The sequence below is a fragment of the Paenarthrobacter sp. NPDC090517 genome (assembly GCF_044769165.1).
Taxonomy (GTDB): Bacteria; Actinomycetota; Actinomycetes; order Actinomycetales; family Micrococcaceae; genus Arthrobacter.
The window spans coordinates 504467-519174 of sequence record NZ_JBIVXN010000001.1 but is presented as its reverse complement, the minus strand read 5'-3'; the positions used below and the strand labels follow the sequence as shown (position 1 = coordinate 519174).

At 61.9% G+C, this 14708-nt stretch carries 15 protein-coding genes and 1 other RNA gene; 10 read left to right on the top strand and 6 right to left on the bottom strand.

Going from position 1 to position 14708, the window contains the following annotated elements:
* Positions 1–7: 7 nt before the first annotated feature.
* Complete coding sequence (locus tag ACIQTW_RS02395; RefSeq protein WP_402933306.1) at positions 8–1075, bottom strand: D-2-hydroxyacid dehydrogenase; 1068 nt, start codon at positions 1073–1075, stop codon at positions 8–10.
* A 70-nt stretch (positions 1076–1145) separates the two neighbouring features.
* On the opposite strand from ACIQTW_RS02395, the gene ACIQTW_RS02390 reads away from it, so the two are divergent.
* Genes ACIQTW_RS02390 through ACIQTW_RS02380 form a run of 3 tightly spaced genes read left to right on the top strand, consistent with a single transcriptional unit; the run spans position 1146 to position 3928 of the window.
* Entirely contained in the window at positions 1146–2054 is a 909-nt protein-coding gene (locus ACIQTW_RS02390; protein WP_402933303.1) for an NAD(P)-dependent oxidoreductase, read from the top strand.
* 54 nt (positions 2055–2108) lie between these two features.
* On the top strand, positions 2109–2879 hold the full coding sequence (locus ACIQTW_RS02385; RefSeq protein ID WP_402933301.1) for an SDR family oxidoreductase: 771 nt from the start codon (positions 2109–2111) through the stop codon (positions 2877–2879).
* Positions 2879–3928: an L-idonate 5-dehydrogenase gene (locus ACIQTW_RS02380; RefSeq protein ID WP_402933298.1), complete on the top strand. Its 1050-nt coding sequence runs from the start codon at positions 2879–2881 to the stop codon at positions 3926–3928. Before ACIQTW_RS02385 ends, ACIQTW_RS02380 begins: the two co-directional genes overlap by 1 nt.
* A 7-nt stretch (positions 3929–3935) precedes the next feature.
* On the opposite strand, the gene ACIQTW_RS02375 is transcribed toward ACIQTW_RS02380, so the two are convergent.
* Positions 3936–4670: a FadR/GntR family transcriptional regulator gene (locus tag ACIQTW_RS02375; protein ID WP_402933295.1), complete on the bottom strand. Its 735-nt coding sequence runs from the start codon at positions 4668–4670 to the stop codon at positions 3936–3938.
* A 222-nt stretch (positions 4671–4892) separates the two neighbouring features.
* Between ACIQTW_RS02375 and gndA the strand changes: the two genes are divergently transcribed.
* Together gndA and ACIQTW_RS02365 are read left to right on the top strand one after the other, a co-directional pair.
* Positions 4893–6329 carry an NADP-dependent phosphogluconate dehydrogenase gene (gndA, locus tag ACIQTW_RS02370; RefSeq protein ID WP_402933292.1) on the top strand — a complete coding sequence of 479 codons (1437 nt, stop codon included), beginning with the start codon at positions 4893–4895 and terminating at the stop codon, positions 6327–6329.
* A gap of 84 nt (positions 6330–6413) precedes the next feature.
* Positions 6414–7253 (top strand): oxidoreductase, encoded by an 840-nt coding sequence (locus ACIQTW_RS02365; RefSeq protein WP_402933289.1) that lies wholly within the window; start codon positions 6414–6416, stop codon positions 7251–7253.
* Here the strand turns inward: ACIQTW_RS02365 and epsC are convergent.
* The 3 genes from epsC to msrA form a co-directional block, all read right to left on the bottom strand.
* Positions 7250–7834 carry a serine O-acetyltransferase EpsC gene (gene epsC / locus ACIQTW_RS02360; protein WP_091468037.1) on the bottom strand — a complete coding sequence of 195 codons (585 nt, stop codon included), beginning with the start codon at positions 7832–7834 and terminating at the stop codon, positions 7250–7252. The genes ACIQTW_RS02365 and epsC overlap by 4 nt on opposite strands.
* A 41-nt stretch (positions 7835–7875) precedes the next feature.
* On the bottom strand, positions 7876–8811 hold the full coding sequence (gene cysK / locus ACIQTW_RS02355) for a cysteine synthase A (protein ID WP_024817121.1): 936 nt from the start codon (positions 8809–8811) through the stop codon (positions 7876–7878).
* A gap of 66 nt (positions 8812–8877) precedes the next feature.
* Positions 8878–9402: a peptide-methionine (S)-S-oxide reductase MsrA gene (gene msrA, locus ACIQTW_RS02350; RefSeq protein WP_011775087.1), complete on the bottom strand. Its 525-nt coding sequence runs from the start codon at positions 9400–9402 to the stop codon at positions 8878–8880.
* A gap of 145 nt (positions 9403–9547) precedes the next feature.
* On the opposite strand from msrA, the gene ACIQTW_RS02345 reads away from it, so the two are divergent.
* Entirely contained in the window at positions 9548–10459 is a 912-nt protein-coding gene (locus ACIQTW_RS02345) for a Nif3-like dinuclear metal center hexameric protein (RefSeq protein ID WP_017200617.1), read from the top strand.
* 89 nt (positions 10460–10548) lie between these two features.
* Positions 10549–11286 (top strand): zinc ribbon domain-containing protein, encoded by a 738-nt coding sequence (locus ACIQTW_RS02340; protein WP_402933283.1) that lies wholly within the window; start codon positions 10549–10551, stop codon positions 11284–11286.
* Between the two features lie 48 nt (positions 11287–11334).
* Here ACIQTW_RS02340 and ACIQTW_RS02335 read toward each other — a convergent pair whose 3' ends face one another.
* Complete coding sequence (locus ACIQTW_RS02335; RefSeq protein ID WP_402933280.1) at positions 11335–12099, bottom strand: YaaA family protein; 765 nt, start codon at positions 12097–12099, stop codon at positions 11335–11337.
* A 57-nt stretch (positions 12100–12156) separates the two neighbouring features.
* Between ACIQTW_RS02335 and rnpB the strand changes: the two genes are divergently transcribed.
* The 3 genes from rnpB (at position 12157) to ACIQTW_RS02320 (ending at position 14583) form a co-directional block, all read left to right on the top strand.
* Positions 12157–12549, top strand: an RNA gene (rnpB, locus tag ACIQTW_RS02330) — RNase P RNA component class A.
* A gap of 263 nt (positions 12550–12812) precedes the next feature.
* Positions 12813–14300 (top strand): glyceraldehyde-3-phosphate dehydrogenase, encoded by a 1488-nt coding sequence (locus ACIQTW_RS02325; protein ID WP_402933277.1) that lies wholly within the window; start codon positions 12813–12815, stop codon positions 14298–14300.
* Positions 14301–14373: 73 nt separating this feature from the next.
* The gene (locus ACIQTW_RS02320; protein ID WP_017200613.1) at positions 14374–14583 is read left to right on the top strand and encodes a hypothetical protein; all 210 of its coding nucleotides are present in this window, start codon (positions 14374–14376) and stop codon (positions 14581–14583) included.
* Positions 14584–14708: the final 125 nt, after the last annotated feature.

Sequence of the window (14708 nt, the reverse complement as noted above, 5' to 3'; positions counted from 1 at the left end):
TTCCGGCCTAGTAGAAGTGGACCGGATCAACCAGGTGGGGGAGTTCGCCACCGTCCAGGAATGTGCGCAGGTTGCTGCAGAAGCGTTCCGTGATGAGCCGGTTTTCCGCTGTGCTTAATGCCGAGGTGTGCGGTGACACCAGGACTTTGGGATGATTCCACAAAGGGCTGTCCTGCGGAAGTGGCTCCACCGCGAATACGTCGAGGCAGGCGTATGAGATCTGGCCGTTGTTCAGGGCTTCCAGCAAAGCGACCTCATCCACTACGGTGCCGCGGCCGACGTTGACGAATACGGTTCCCGGCTTCATGGCGGAGAAAATGTCCTTGTTGAACAGCTTCTCCGTGTATGGGGTGCCGGGCAGTGTGTTCACCACCGCGTCGGCGTCCGCCAGCAGGCCGGGGAGGCCCTCATTGGTGGTGACCTCGTCGATCCCCTCCATCGGTTCCACAGTGCGCTTCGTTCCACTGACCTTCATCCCCAAGGCCCGGGCGATTCGAGCAGTCTCCATGCCAATCTCGCCGAGGCCTGCGATGACCACTTTGGAGCCGTTGACCAGCTTGGTGGGCGTCCTCAGCTCGGGCCAGTTTTTGGTGGCCTGGTCCTGCGCCATTTCGGCGCTGCGCTTGAACCCGTTGAGGATGCCGAAGGCTGAGAACTCTGCCAGGGGCAGCGCATGGACACCCGCGGATGTCGTCACGCGGAACTTTTGAAGGGTTTCCGTGTCCAGGCCGGATGCCTTGACGGCGCCACCCGCTCCGGCCGCCATGGCGTGGATCCATTGCAGGTGGGGGTTGCTGTCGGCTATGCGCGCCAGTCCGGCCGGGCTCTCGTTAGGGAAGCCGTACAGGACCTGGGCCCTATTAAGCATGGCCCAGTAGCGTTCCTCCTGCTCCGGCGTGCGCTTGAACTCCGGATCGCCAGCGTGATCGGCGGGGAACCTTTCCGGCGGAAGAAGTTCGGGATCGTATAAAACGGTTACAGAGGGATCTACAGCGCGGATCAGCTCTACGTGCTCTGCTTCGAGCGGCACAGCGATGGCGATGGTAAGTTCGTCAGTCGTCATGGTGTTCATCATACTGAATGGAGGCTAGGATATTGAACAGAAATCTCCTGGATGACCACAAAGAAGTGAGGTGTTACCTACCGTGACCAGCAAACGCGTGGGCTTCGTCGGCCTAGGACTCATGGGCGCGCCCATGGCTTCCAACATCGCCGGCGCAGGATGGAACGTCACCGCCTGGAACCGCTCAGACACCGTTTTTGAGAACCTCTCCGACGTCCGCCGCGCAGCCAGCGTCGCAGAGCTGCGCAACGAAAACACCATCATCTTCATGCTCCCTGACCTGCCCTTCATTGAGGAAGCGGCCACGGAATTGCTCGAGTCATGGCGGAACGATCCACCCGAGCCGGGCACCGCCGTCGTCATCATGAGCAGCGTCTCACCCACCGCAGTCCGGCTGTTCGGCGAGACTGTTCACCAGGCATCCGGTGGCAACGCCACGGTGGTTGATGCGCCGGTCAGCGGCGGCACCTCCGGGGCACAAAGGGGAAGCCTGGCCATCATGGTGGGCGCGACAGAAAGCCAGTTCGAAGCGCTCGAGCCGCTCCTGGGAACCATGGGGACCACCGTGCGGCGCATGGGTCCTCTGGGATCGGGGTCGCTCGCCAAAGCCTGCAATCAACTCATCGTGGGAACCACGACGGCGGCGCTTGCCGAAGCAGCCGAACTCGCGGAACGCTCTGGCATGGATGTGGTGGCGCTTTACGAGGTCCTCTCGGGAGGGCTGGCAGGAAGTCGGGTGCTGGACAACGTAGGCCCCCGCCTGGCTGCCAAGGACTATGCCCCGACAGGGCCGGCCAAGTTCATGCATAAGGACTTGGGATTCGTGCTCACCAGCGCTGAAGCAGTTGGCTCCGCCGTCCCCATGGCTTCGGCGGCAATCGATTTATACGACGAACTCAAGCGCCAAGGACTCGGAGACCAGGACCTCGCCGTGGTCCGCCAGGCCATCGCAAACCTGAGCGTGGCAGCCGCGGCGTCGCACAGCAACTGACCGGGGCAACTGAAGAAGAGACGGCCCGACCGAAGAAGAAATGACGTACAAACTATGAATGGACTTTTTGATCTGACCGGCCGGGTTGCGTTGGTCACTGGTTCAAGCCGGGGGATCGGTAACGCCCTGGCCAGGGGGCTTGCGGATGCCGGAGCTACCGTGGTGCTCAATGGCATCAATGCCGAAAGGCTGGAAGCAGCCCGGCAGGCCATGGCTGCTGACTACCCGGAGGGAAGGGTCCACAACCTGGCCTTCGACGTCACCGACGCCACGGCCGCCGCTGAAGGAATGGCCTGGGTGGAGGAGAACGTGGGTCCTCTTGACATCCTGGTGAACAATGCCGGAATCCAGCACCGTGTTCCCATGCTGGACCTTGATGTGAAGGACTGGGAGCGTGTGATTACCACCAATCTCACCAGCGCCTTCCTTGTGGGCCGGGAAGCGGCCCGGCACATGATCCCCCGGGGACAGGGGAAGATCATCAATATCTGCTCTGTCCAGACGGACCTGGCCCGTCCCACCATTGCACCCTATGTGGCGGCCAAGGGTGGACTTCGCAACCTGACCCGCGCCATGACTGCAGAGTGGGCTGCCTCCGGCTTGCAGATCAATGGCATAGCGCCCGGGTACATCCACACGGAAATGACCCAGAACCTGGTGGATGATGACGATTTCAACTCGTGGATCCTGGGCCGGACGCCGGCCAACCGGTGGGGGACAGTAGCCGATCTTGCCGGGCCAACTGTATGGCTCGCCTCGGCTGCATCCGATTTCGTGAACGGCCAGACGATCTTCGTCGACGGCGGAATGACGGTGGTGGTCTAATGAGCATGCATCTTCCGGCCTTTGGCCCCGCCGTAGTCGCCCACGGCAAAGGCGATCTCAGGATCGAAGACGTCCCGCTGACGGCACCGGCGACCCATGAGGCGGTGGTGGAGATCGCCTACGGCGGGATCTGCGGGTCAGACCTGCATTACTGGCTGCATGGTTCAGCAGGGGAATCCATCCTCAAAGAACCCATGGTCCTCGGGCACGAAATCGTAGGCGTGGTGGTACAGCAAGCTGTTGATGGTGCCGGCCCCGGCGTGGGAACGCCTGTGGCGGTCCATCCAGCAAACCCTGCACCCGGTGACGTCAGATACCCGGAGGATAGGCCCAACCTGTCCCCGGGCTGCACCTATCTGGGCAGCGCTGCACGGTACCCTCACACCGACGGCGCTTTTAGCCGCTACGCGAACCTGCCCACAAGGATGCTGCGTCCGCTGCCGGAAGCCTTGGACCTCCGCACCGCCGCCCTGGTGGAACCTGCCAGTGTTGCCTGGCACGCGGTAGGACGCGCAGGTGACGTCAAGGGTAAGACCACGCTTGTGATCGGTAGCGGCCCTATCGGTGCGCTTGTGGTCGCCGTTCTCAAGCGTGCCGGCGCGGCCAGGATCGTCGCCGTCGACATGCACGACAAGCCTTTGGAAATTGCCCGGGCAGTTGGCGCCCATGCGGTCCTCAAAGGCGATGATGCGGATGCCATCGCCGCCGTGGATGCGGATGTGGTTATCGAATCCTCGGGAAGCCATTTCGGATTGGCCTCGGCCATCAAGGGTGCCACCCGCGGCGGCAAAGTGGTGATGGTGGGGCTCCTGCCGTCCGGACCCCAGCCGGTGTTCATTTCACTGGCCATCACCCGCGAGTTGGAACTGCTTGGCTCGTTCCGCTTCAACGACGAAATCGACCAGGTCATTGACGCACTGGCTGACGGCTCGCTGTTTGTCGATCCGGTGGTGACGCACGAGTTCGGCCTCGCCCAAGGCTTGGAAGCCTTTGAAGTGGCGAGGAACTCCGCCGAATCCGGCAAGGTCCTGCTGAATTTTCGGCAATAGCTGGGTTTTACGACTGGTTCTTTGCGACGGGGACGAAGACGCGGGGCTGGTCATTCCAGCTGGGTGCCAACTCCGCGATGGTCTGCCGCATGATCTTGGCAGCGGCGTCGCGCGCGACGGAACCGTCGCCGGCGTCGATCGCGTGGGCAACATCCATGTGCCACTGAAGCGCCTGCTTCTGGGGGTGTTCCGGCATGAGCCCGTGGACTGTGCGCCCGGTGAGGGTTTCAGTGACCTGGCCAATAAGGTTGGCAAACATTTCGTTCCCGGAGCCGGAGAGGACCAGCGCATGGAACCGGATATCGAGGTCAAGGAAGCGGGCCATATCGCCGGCATCACCGGCTTCCTTCATGGCCAGCGAGATGCCCACCAGCTCCTGGCGAAGACTTTCGGGTGCGTTCCCTGCGGCCAGCTCTGCTGCAACAGGCTCGACGGCGGAACGGAGTTCGGCCAGCGACCTCAACTGGGCGCCACGCCCCTCGCCGGCCAGTCGCCAGCGGATCACCAGCGGATCGAATGGATTCCAACGGTGGGCCGGGAGGACCCTGATGCCCACTCGCTTAATGGTCTCCACCAGCCCCAACGACTGCAGCACACGCACAGCTTCACGGACAACGGAGCGCGACACTTTGAGTTCGTCTTCCAAATGCTCGGCCAGCATGACGTGGCCTGTAGGGAGGGCGCCACCGACGATCCTGGTGCCCAAATGCTCTACGGCGCGGTGGTGGAGGCTGGTTGACATAGAGGTAAGCATAGTGGCGCGGGGACGTCCCGTGCGCAGTCGGATCCGGGCCGGCATCATAGACTGTTTATGACGCGGCACCGTTCCAAAACGTGGGCGCCGCTTTCCCGCCCAAGGCTTAAATACGTATGGTTTATTACAGCCCCTGGTTTTGAAATCGCTTCCTGCGTACCCCCAGGGGGGTAGGTGGGACTGTTTGTACACGAACGAATTGGAGTTTTGATGTCAGCACACATCGGTGTCACCGGCCTTGCGGTGATGGGCGCCAACCTGGCCCGCAACCTCGCCCGCAACGGCTTCACCGTGGCTCTCCACAACCGCTCCGTGGAAAAGACTGACGCCCTGCTCGAAAAGCACGGCACGGACGGCGACTTCATCCGCACGGAAACCCTGCAGGAACTCGTCGACTCCCTCGAAAAGCCCCGCCGCGTCCTCATCATGGTCAAGGCAGGCGCTCCTGTTGACAACGTGATCGAGCAGCTCGAACCGCTGCTCGAAGCCGGTGACATCATCATCGACGCCGGTAACTCCCACTACGAGGACACCCGTCGCCGCGAAGCCGCGCTGGCCAAGAAGGACCTCCACTTCGTCGGTGTCGGTGTGTCCGGTGGCGAAGAGGGTGCACTGAACGGCCCGTCCATCATGCCCGGCGGCTCGCGTGAGTCCTACGACGCCCTCGGCCCGCTGCTGGAGAAGATCTCCGCGAAGGTCGACGGCGAACCGTGCTGCGCCTGGATCGGCACCGATGGCGCCGGCCACTTCGTCAAGATGGTCCACAACGGCATCGAATACGCTGACATGCAGGTCATCGGCGAAGCATTCGACCTCCTCCGCTCCGGCGCCGGCATTGAGCCTGCCGAGCAGTCCAAGATCTTCGCTGAATGGAACAAGGGCGATCTGTCCTCCTTCCTGATCGAAATCTCCGCTGAGGTCCTGGGCCACGTGGACGCCAAGACGGGCAAGCCGTTCGTGGACATCGTCGTGGACGCTGCAGGCCAGAAGGGTACGGGCCGCTGGACGGTCATCTCCGCACTGGAACTCGGTTCCCCGATCTCCGGCATCGCCGAGTCCGTCTTTGCCCGTGGTCTTTCCTCCCAGACCGAGCAGCGCAAGCTTGGCCAGGAACTGCTCGCCGGCGAAGAAGCCTCCGTGGAAATTCCCGAGACCTTTGTCGAGGACGTCCGGCAGGCACTGTATGCCTCCAAGCTGGTCTCTTACGCCCAGGGCCTGGACATGCTGACTTCCGCTGCCAAGGAATACGGCTGGGACCTCAAGCTGGACGAGATCGCTTCGCTCTGGCGCGCAGGCTGCATCATCCGGGCAGAACTGCTCAAGGACATCACCAAGGCCTACGCTGCCGACGAGAAGCCCGCCAACCTGCTGTTCGCGCCTGCATTCACCAAGGCCATCGCCGAGGCACTCCCGGCATGGCGCCGCGTGGTAGCCACCGCAGTCCAGCTGGGCATTCCGGTACCGGTGTTCTCCTCCTCGCTGGCCTACTACGACGGCCTGCGCCGCAGGCGCGTTGCCGCTGCCCTGATCCAGGGCCAGCGCGACCTCTTCGGGGCACACACTTACGGCCGCGTGGACACTGAGGGCACGTTCCACACCCTGTGGGGCGAAGACAAGTCCGAGATCCCGGCAGTCGACACCCACTAGCAGCAGCTTCCCGTCAGAGGCCGGTTCCTCCCAGTTACGCTGTGGAGACCGGCCTTTGCCGTACCCAACTGAAGGAGACCAGCCATGGCATCCCGTATCGCTTTTGTCACCGGGGCTTCAACGGGAATCGGTTTCGAAACTGCCGTCGCTCTCAGGTCCGCCGGTTTCACTGTCTACGCAGGGGCACGCCGTGTGGACAAGATGGAGCCGTTGAAGCAGCATGGCATCACTGTGCTGTCCTTGGACGTCACTTCGGAGGAATCGATGGCGTCGGCTGTTGGCCTGGTTGAAGCGGCACATGGGCGGATCGACCTGCTCGTCAACAACGCCGGCTACGGCTCCTACGGCTCACTCGAGGAAGTTCCACTGGCTGAGGGCAGGCGCCAGTTCGAAGTCAACGTCATGGGCCTGGCGAGGATGACCCAACTCGTCATTCCCGGGATGCGCCGCTCGCGTTCAGGCAGGATCATCAATGTGGCGTCGATTGGCGGCAAGATCCATGAGCCTTTGGGAGCGTGGTACCACGGCACCAAATTCGCCGTTGAGGGAATGAGTGATTCCCTGCGCCTGGAGCTGGGGCCGCACGGCATCGACGTCGTCATTATTGAGCCATCGGGAACGGACAGTGAATGGGGCACCATCGCGGGCGAGGGCCTGTTGGCTGCCTCCGGCGGAGGGCCCTACAGCGAGCAAGCGCACATAGTTGCTGCCGCACTGGCATCAACATCCGGAACCGGTCATGTGTTGTCGACACCGGCGCGGGTCGTAGCGAAAACGATAGTACGGGCCGCAACGGCAAAACGCCCCAGGACCCGCTACCCGGTAGGCAGGGGGGCCTGGAGCGTCCTGGCATTGCGAAGGGTTCTTCCGGACCGCGCCTTCGACGCTGTCTTTTGGAATTTCTACAGACGGCTCGCCGGCTAGATCCGGTATTCGATGTAATACTCCGCCGGATCCACAGCGGGTTTGGTTTCCGACCGTGCGTCGCGGTGACGCCATGTGGCCGGAATGCCTGTGATGATGGATTCCGCTGGCGCGTCCTTGACCACCACGGCATTGGCACCAATTGCGCTGCCGGCACCGATGGTGATGGGCCCAAGGACCTTTGCGCCTGCGCCGATGGTCACGCCGTCACCAATGGTGGGGTGCCGCTTGACCTTGGCCAGCGAGCGTCCGCCGAGCGTTACTCCGTGATAGATCATCACGTCCTCGCCGATCTCCGCGGTCTCACCGATGACTACCCCCATGCCGTGGTCGATGAAGAATCGGCGGCCGATGGTAGCACCGGGATGGATTTCGATTCCGGTAAGGAACCTGGCCAGCTGGGAAATCAGGCGCGCAGGAAAACGGAGCGCCGGATTCTGCCACAGCCGGTGCGTCACACGGTGTGCCCAGATGGCGTGCAGGCCGGAGTATGCGAAAAAGTTCTCAAAAGAGCCTCGAGCCGCCGGGTCATGGGACCGGGCGGCATCGAGGTCTTCCTTAAGCCTTGCGAAGAAGCTCACAAAGACCTTTCTACAGGAAATGAAGGCGTGCGGGCGAAGTGTTAGCCGCGGATGTCGTCGAACAGCACCGTGGAGATGTAACGCTCTCCAAAGTCACACACGACGGCGACGATCAGCTTGCCGGCGTTCTCGGGACGCTTGGCCAGTTCCAGTGCACCCCATACGATGGCGCCGGAGGAAATGCCGCCCAGGATACCTTCACGCGCGCCGAGTTCACGGGCTACGCGCACCGAATCCTCCAGGGTGGCGTCCAGGACTTCGTCGTAAACGTTGGTGTCCAGGATTTCCGGAACAAAGTTGGCACCGATTCCCTGGATCTTGTGCGGACCGGGCGCTCCACCATTGAGGATCGCGGAGTCCTTGGGCTCAATAGCGACAATCTGAACGCCGGGCTTGCGCTCCTTGAGGACCTGGCCAACACCTGTGATGGTGCCGCCAGTGCCTACGCCAGCAACAAAAATGTCTACTTCGCCATCGGTGTCTTCCCAGACTTCCTCGGCGGTAGTGGCGCGGTGGATCGCCGGGTTGGCCTCGTTGGCGAACTGCTGGGCCCAGATGGAGTTCTCCGTGTTGGCGACGATCTCCTGTGCCTTCTCGACGGCACCACGCATGCCCTCGGAACCGGGCGTCAGGACGATTTCCGCACCGTACGCACGCAGCATGACCCGGCGCTCAGTGGACATGGTCTCGGGCATGGTCAGGATGACTTTGTAACCGCGGGCTGCACCCACCAAGGCCAGTGCGATGCCGGTGTTGCCGGAGGTACCTTCGACGATGGTTCCACCGGGCTTCAGGGCGCCGGACTTCTCGGCAGCATCAATGATGGCCACACCGATGCGGTCCTTGACGCTGTTGGCCGGGTTGTAGAACTCAAGCTTGACTGCAACCGTGGCGTCGAGGCCTTCGGTCAGCCGGTTCAGACGGACCAGCGGGGTGCGGCCGACAAGCTGCGTGACGTCGTCGTAGATCCTTGCCATGAAAATTACGCCTATCTCTGAAGAGGGAATGCTGAGGTCAGCCTAACCAGCAGGATCGAAACCCTGCTAAGCAGTAAGCCACGCAGAGTAATATTTCCGGGCCTTAGCCAATTTCGGGTTAATGATCACCTGGCAGTACCCCTGATACGGGAACTTCGCATAGTAATTCTGGTGGACTTCCTCGGCCTCATGGAACTCGGGAAGGCGGCTGACCTCGGTCACAATCGGATCGGACCAGAGGGCTTGGGCGCGCTCGATGGCTTCCTCGAAGAGCACCTTCTCTTCCGTCGTTGTGTAGAACATCGATGATCGGTACTGGGTCCCTACGTCATAGCCCTGACGGTTCAGAGTGGTGGGGTCGTGCAGGGCGAAGAACATGTCCAGGATGACTTCCTCCGGAACCACGGTCTCATCGAATGTCACCGCGACAACTTCTGCATGGCCCGTAGTACCGGAGCACACTTCGTAGTAATCGGGATTGCGGACGTGGCCGCCGGTGTAACCGGATACAACCGAGCTGACGCCGCGGGTCTTCTGGTATACGGCATCAAGGCACCAGAAGCAGCCGCCGCCAAGTACGAAAGTTTTCATGTTCTCTTCAATGGATCGGAGGGCCTGATGATTCCCGCTTCACCTTACGGGAGAATTACGGCACCAGGGAGGTCCGGCCGGTGCGGCAACCGCCAGATCGGGCCCAGTAAGAAAGAAATCGGGCCCAGTAGGGAAGAATAAGAGCATGGAAGCAGTAAACACCGACATTTCTGATGCGGATTCCGTCGAAGAAGACGAAACAGTTGACGCCAGCGGTGATCCTACGCTCGGTCAGGTGTTGCTGGCTGTCGAGGAACTCTGGCCGGAGTCCCTGGCTGAAGACTGGGATGAGGTGGGCCTTGTTGTCGGCCGACCCAATGCCCCCGTCACCAAAATCCTCTTTGCCGTGGATCCCACACTGGCCGTGATCGATGAGGCCGTGGAGTGGGGAGCCGAACTACTCATCACCCACCACCCGCTGCTCCTCAAAGGGGTGAATTCTGTGGCAGCCACGTCCGCGAAGGGCCTCGCTGTCCACCGCTTGATAGAGGCTGGTACGGGGCTACTAACCGTGCACACCAATGGTGATTCAGCCGTTGGCGGGGTTTCCGATGTCCTGGCCGACGCTTTCGGATTGGAGAACGTCACGCCGCTGACGGCTGCAAGCAATGGCTTGCCGGAGGAGGGCATCGGCAGGGTAGGGGACCTTCCTGAACTTGAGACGCTCGGTGATTTCGCTGCGCGCGTCTTTGAGATGCTGCCCGCTGTTGCCGGGGGAGTCCGGGTGGCTGGAGACAAAGACGGTCTGGTCCGACGCGTCGCAGTCTGCGGTGGTGCGGGCGACAGCTTGTTCGACGCCGTTCGCGCCAGCCATGCGGATGTGTACGTCACGGCAGACATGCGTCACCACCCAGCATCGGAGGCCCGTGAAGGTGCCACTAACGGCCGGCCCTACCTGATTGATGTTTCGCACTTTGCCAGTGAATGGCTATGGCTGCCTGCAGCGGCTGAAGCGTTGGGCAACGTGCTCGCAGACCAGGGCTACGACGTAGGAATCCGCGTCAGCGGCACCAACAGCGACCCCTGGGACTTCATACTCACTCCCGGCGGGGACTAGAGTCTAGAAAGATACGGGCAGCCCTGACAGATAGTGGCGGTCCGGCCGGACCTGATCCTCAGGACCGGTGGCGATTAGCGGAGGTAAGCGTGGCGAAAGCAGCACCGGCAGAACAACTGAAATTGCTTGAACTGCAGGGGCTCGATGCCAAGCTCAGGTCGCTTGCCGGCCGACGGAAGGTTCTGGAAACAGATCCACGCATCACGGACCTTACGGACGCGTTGAACGTGGCCAACGGCGAACTTGGCGCTGCCAAGGTTGCCGTCCACGACGCCGAGGCCGAACTTCGCCGTGCGGAAGCCGACGTTGAGCAGGTAGCCACCCGCATTGAACGCGACGAAACCCGGCTCAACAGCGGCACCGGCCTGTCCAAGGACCTGGTGGCGCTACAGAGCGACATTGCCTCACTCAACAAGCGCCGTTCGGACCTTGAAGACGTGGAGCTTGAAATCCTGGAGCGCTTGGATACGCTGCGGGAGCGTCAGGCTGCCCAGCAGGCGATCGTGGACGACATCCAGGGCTCGTTCGGCAGCATCCGGGCGGAGCTGGACGAGGCCATTGCAGAAATTGCGGCAGAAGAAACGGTGGTTCGTGGACAACGTGCAGCCTTCGCGGAATCCCTGGACGCCGGAGTGCTGGCCATCTATGAGAAGACCATTGCCAAGCGGGGCGTCGGTGCAGCCCGGCTGTTCCACGGTAAGTCCGAAGGCTCAGGCATGATGCTCAGCCCCGGCGACCTTGCCGAAGTCAAAGCAGCCGCTGAGGACGATATTGTTTTTTGCCCGGACTCAGGTGTCATCCTGGTCCGTTCGACCGAGTGGAACTGACGCAGCCCGACCTCAGCCGGGCAGGAACAGCCAGGTGGACCGGTCCGTTCAGTTGGACAGGATGATGTTGAGCGCGTGCGGCTTGCGGGCCGTGCCCTCAACAAGTTCCGTTGTCCAGATTTCCCGCGCGGCCTTCAGGAGCTGATCCGGGGTTGCCGGCGCCTTGCCACGCCGGGTCAGCAGATGTCGCGCCAGTTCCCCGCGGGTGTGTTTTGCGAAGTGGCTGACAACTGTGCGCTTGCCGTTCGCCTCGTTGAAGACGTTGACGTTAACCGTGTGCGTCGCCGGGGGAGCCCAGGCTGCAGCGTAGGTGCTCGAGCGGCAATCCACCAGGAGCTCATTCTCGGCACGTGAGGCGAGGGCGGCATTGAGCTGCGGCTTCCAGTAGGAGGCGAGGCGTCCGACGTCGGGCAGCGCAGTTCCCATGGACAACCTGTAGGCGGGCACATGGTCGCCAAAGCCGATGGCGCCCCACAGGGCGGAAACCACCAGGATTGATTCGTTCGCCTTGCGGCGCTGTGTCGGGGTCATGCTGTTGTAGCCAAGGGCGTCATACAGAACCCCTGAATAGACCTGATGTGCAGGAGCGGCTGGTTCGGCGTGCAGCCGTGTATTACGTTCGACGTCGTCCCGCAGCGAGGCGCCGACCCCCAGCAGGGTGAGGGCATCCTCGTGCGCACTCACCGTACCGAGCGCTTCGAGCACCTTTGCCCGGTACGGGTTCAGTTCCGGAAAGCTGAGCGATTCCCAGTTGATGGAGGGACCGTTGGCAGCGGGGGTCTTGCCTTCGGAAGGCGGCAGCAGAATCAGCACCCGTCGATATTACCGGGGACTTTGGCCGGTCCCAACGCCGGTAGACTGGACGGCGGATGGGTCGACCAGGCGGTCGCGCGTCACGAAAGTGACTCGAGGAACGTCCGGGCTCCGCAGAGCAGGGTGGTGGGTAACGCCCACTCGGGGTAACCCGCAGGCCAGTGCCACAGAGAACAGACCGCCCGCGCGTCGCGATGTTCTGCATCGCGGGGTAGCAGGTAAGGGTGAAACGGTGGTGTAAGAGACCACCAGCTCCCTGGGTGACCAGGGAGGCTAGGTAAACCCCACCCGGAGCAAGGCCAGACAGGACACGCTTGAGGGCTGCTCGCCCGAGTGTCCGGGTAGGCTGCTGGAGGGCGTCGGCAACGGCGTTCGTAGATGGATGGCCGCCACTCCCTTGCCGGTAACGGCAGGGGATGACAGAACCCGGCGTATCGGTCGACCCATCCATTTATTACTCCCGGATTTCCGCCGTGTGAGTGATTTCACGCCCCGGGACGGCCTTCACCCCTCCCATCCGCCCTAGAATGGTTATTGAACGTAGATGTTCTGCCGCCGGGACTGCGTTCGCAGCCGGCGGATTTTCTTTGCTCTCGTTCAAGGCGCTGTGGGTGGACCGAAGCCCGCCGGCGCATGAGCCGCAGGACTACTCCGGGCGGCCGCTGCCATCTGCATACGAGGACGTATGTGGTTGACCCAAGGAAGGTAGTTCTGTGAGCCAGACGTCAGATTCTTGTCTTGATAAGTGGATGGGCCGGGAGGCTCTCGCCGAGGCCATGATTCCGGTGATCGGCCGGTTGTACCGGGAAAACAACGTGGTCACGAGCATCCACGGCCGGAGCCTGATCAACAAGTCCACCATGAACATCCTGAAGGCCCACCGCTTTGCGCGCCGGATGAGCAATCACGAGCTGCTGCTCGAAGAGACCGCACCGCTGCTGAACGCCCTGTCCGAGCTGGAACTCGGCGCAGCGGCCATTGACATTGCACGTTTGACCGAAAAGTTCCGGGCCGAAGGCAACGGCGCCTCGCTGGATGAGTACCTGCGTGCCGAGCTCGCCGAAATCGTGGGAAAGCGTGGCGCAGACGACCGCACCAGCACCGACGTCGTTCTTTACGGTTTTGGTCGCATCGGCCGTCTCCTGGCCCGCATCCTCATTGAGAAGGCCGGTGGCGGGCACGGCCTGCGACTCCGCGCGATCGTGGTGCGCAAGGGTGCCGAGAACGATCTTGTGAAGCGCGCCAGCCTGCTGCGTCGTGACTCCGTGCACGGTTCCTTTGAAGGCACCATTCGCGTGGACGAGGAAGCGAACACCATCACCGCCAACGGTGTGCAAATCCAGGTCATCTACTCGGACAACCCGGCCACTGTGGACTACACGGCCTTCGGCATCAAGGACGCCCTGGTAGTGGACAACACGGGTCGCTGGCGCGACGCCGAGGGCCTCTCGCAGCACCTGCAGAGCAAGGGGGCCTCCCGTGTGCTGTTGACTGCACCGGGCAAGGGTGACCTCAAGAACATCGTCCACGGCATCAACCACCGGGACATCTCCGATGATGACAAGATCGTCACCGCGGCATCCTGCACCACCAACGCCATTACGCCGGTGCTGAAAGCCATCAACGATAAATTCGGCATCATCCATGGGCACGTTGAGACCGTGCACTCGTTCACCAATGACCAGAACCTGATCGACAACTTCCACAAGGGCGATCGCCGCGGCCGTTCCGCAGCCCTGAACATGGTCATCACGGAGACTGGTGCCGCGAAGGCTGTAGCCAAGGCACTTCCGGAACTGCAGGGCAAGCTCACCGGCAATGCCATCCGCGTTCCTACGCCGGATGTTTCCATGGCCATCCTGAACCTCAACCTTGAGAAGGGCACCACCCGCGACGAAGTCAACGACTTCCTCCGTGAGATGTCCCTGCACTCGGATCTTCGGAAGCAGATCGATTACATCGACTCTCCCGATGTTGTTTCGACTGACTTCGTTGGCTCCCGGCGCGCGGGCATCGTCGATGGCCTCGCAACGATTTCCAACGATAAGAATCTCGTTCTGTACGTCTGGTACGACAACGAGTTTGGCTACTCCTGCCAAGTTGTACGTGTCATGGAAGAAATGGCCGGCGTGAACCCGCCGTCATTCCCGGCGCGTGACGTGGTTGCTCCCATCGCAGTGCTTGAAGGCGCTGGCGCCTAAGCACGCCGAAGTATTCCCGGGTTTCCCGGCTGAGTCACTGGTATCAGCCGGGAAACCTGACCAAAATGGGTTCATGGAAAACGAATCAACGTTGGAACATGAGACCACCTTGGAGCACGCTCTGGACGTGGCAAAGGCCAACCACAAACAGGCCCAAAAGCTTTTGGACCAAGCCATAGCAGCCAACGCTGCCGGTGACGTCCCGGATCAGCGCGTGGAACAGCTACGTGGGCTCCTCGCCTTGGCAACAGAGGACCTGCAGCGCGTAATGCGTGAGCAATAAACGTCTGAGCCCACTGGGGCACCCATCTCCGCAGTGACCTCCACAGTGTGACTTCTCCTACACACTGTGGATATCGACTCTGACTGTCGGGGCCTTGTCCTACGCTCGTAGGACATTGCTATTTC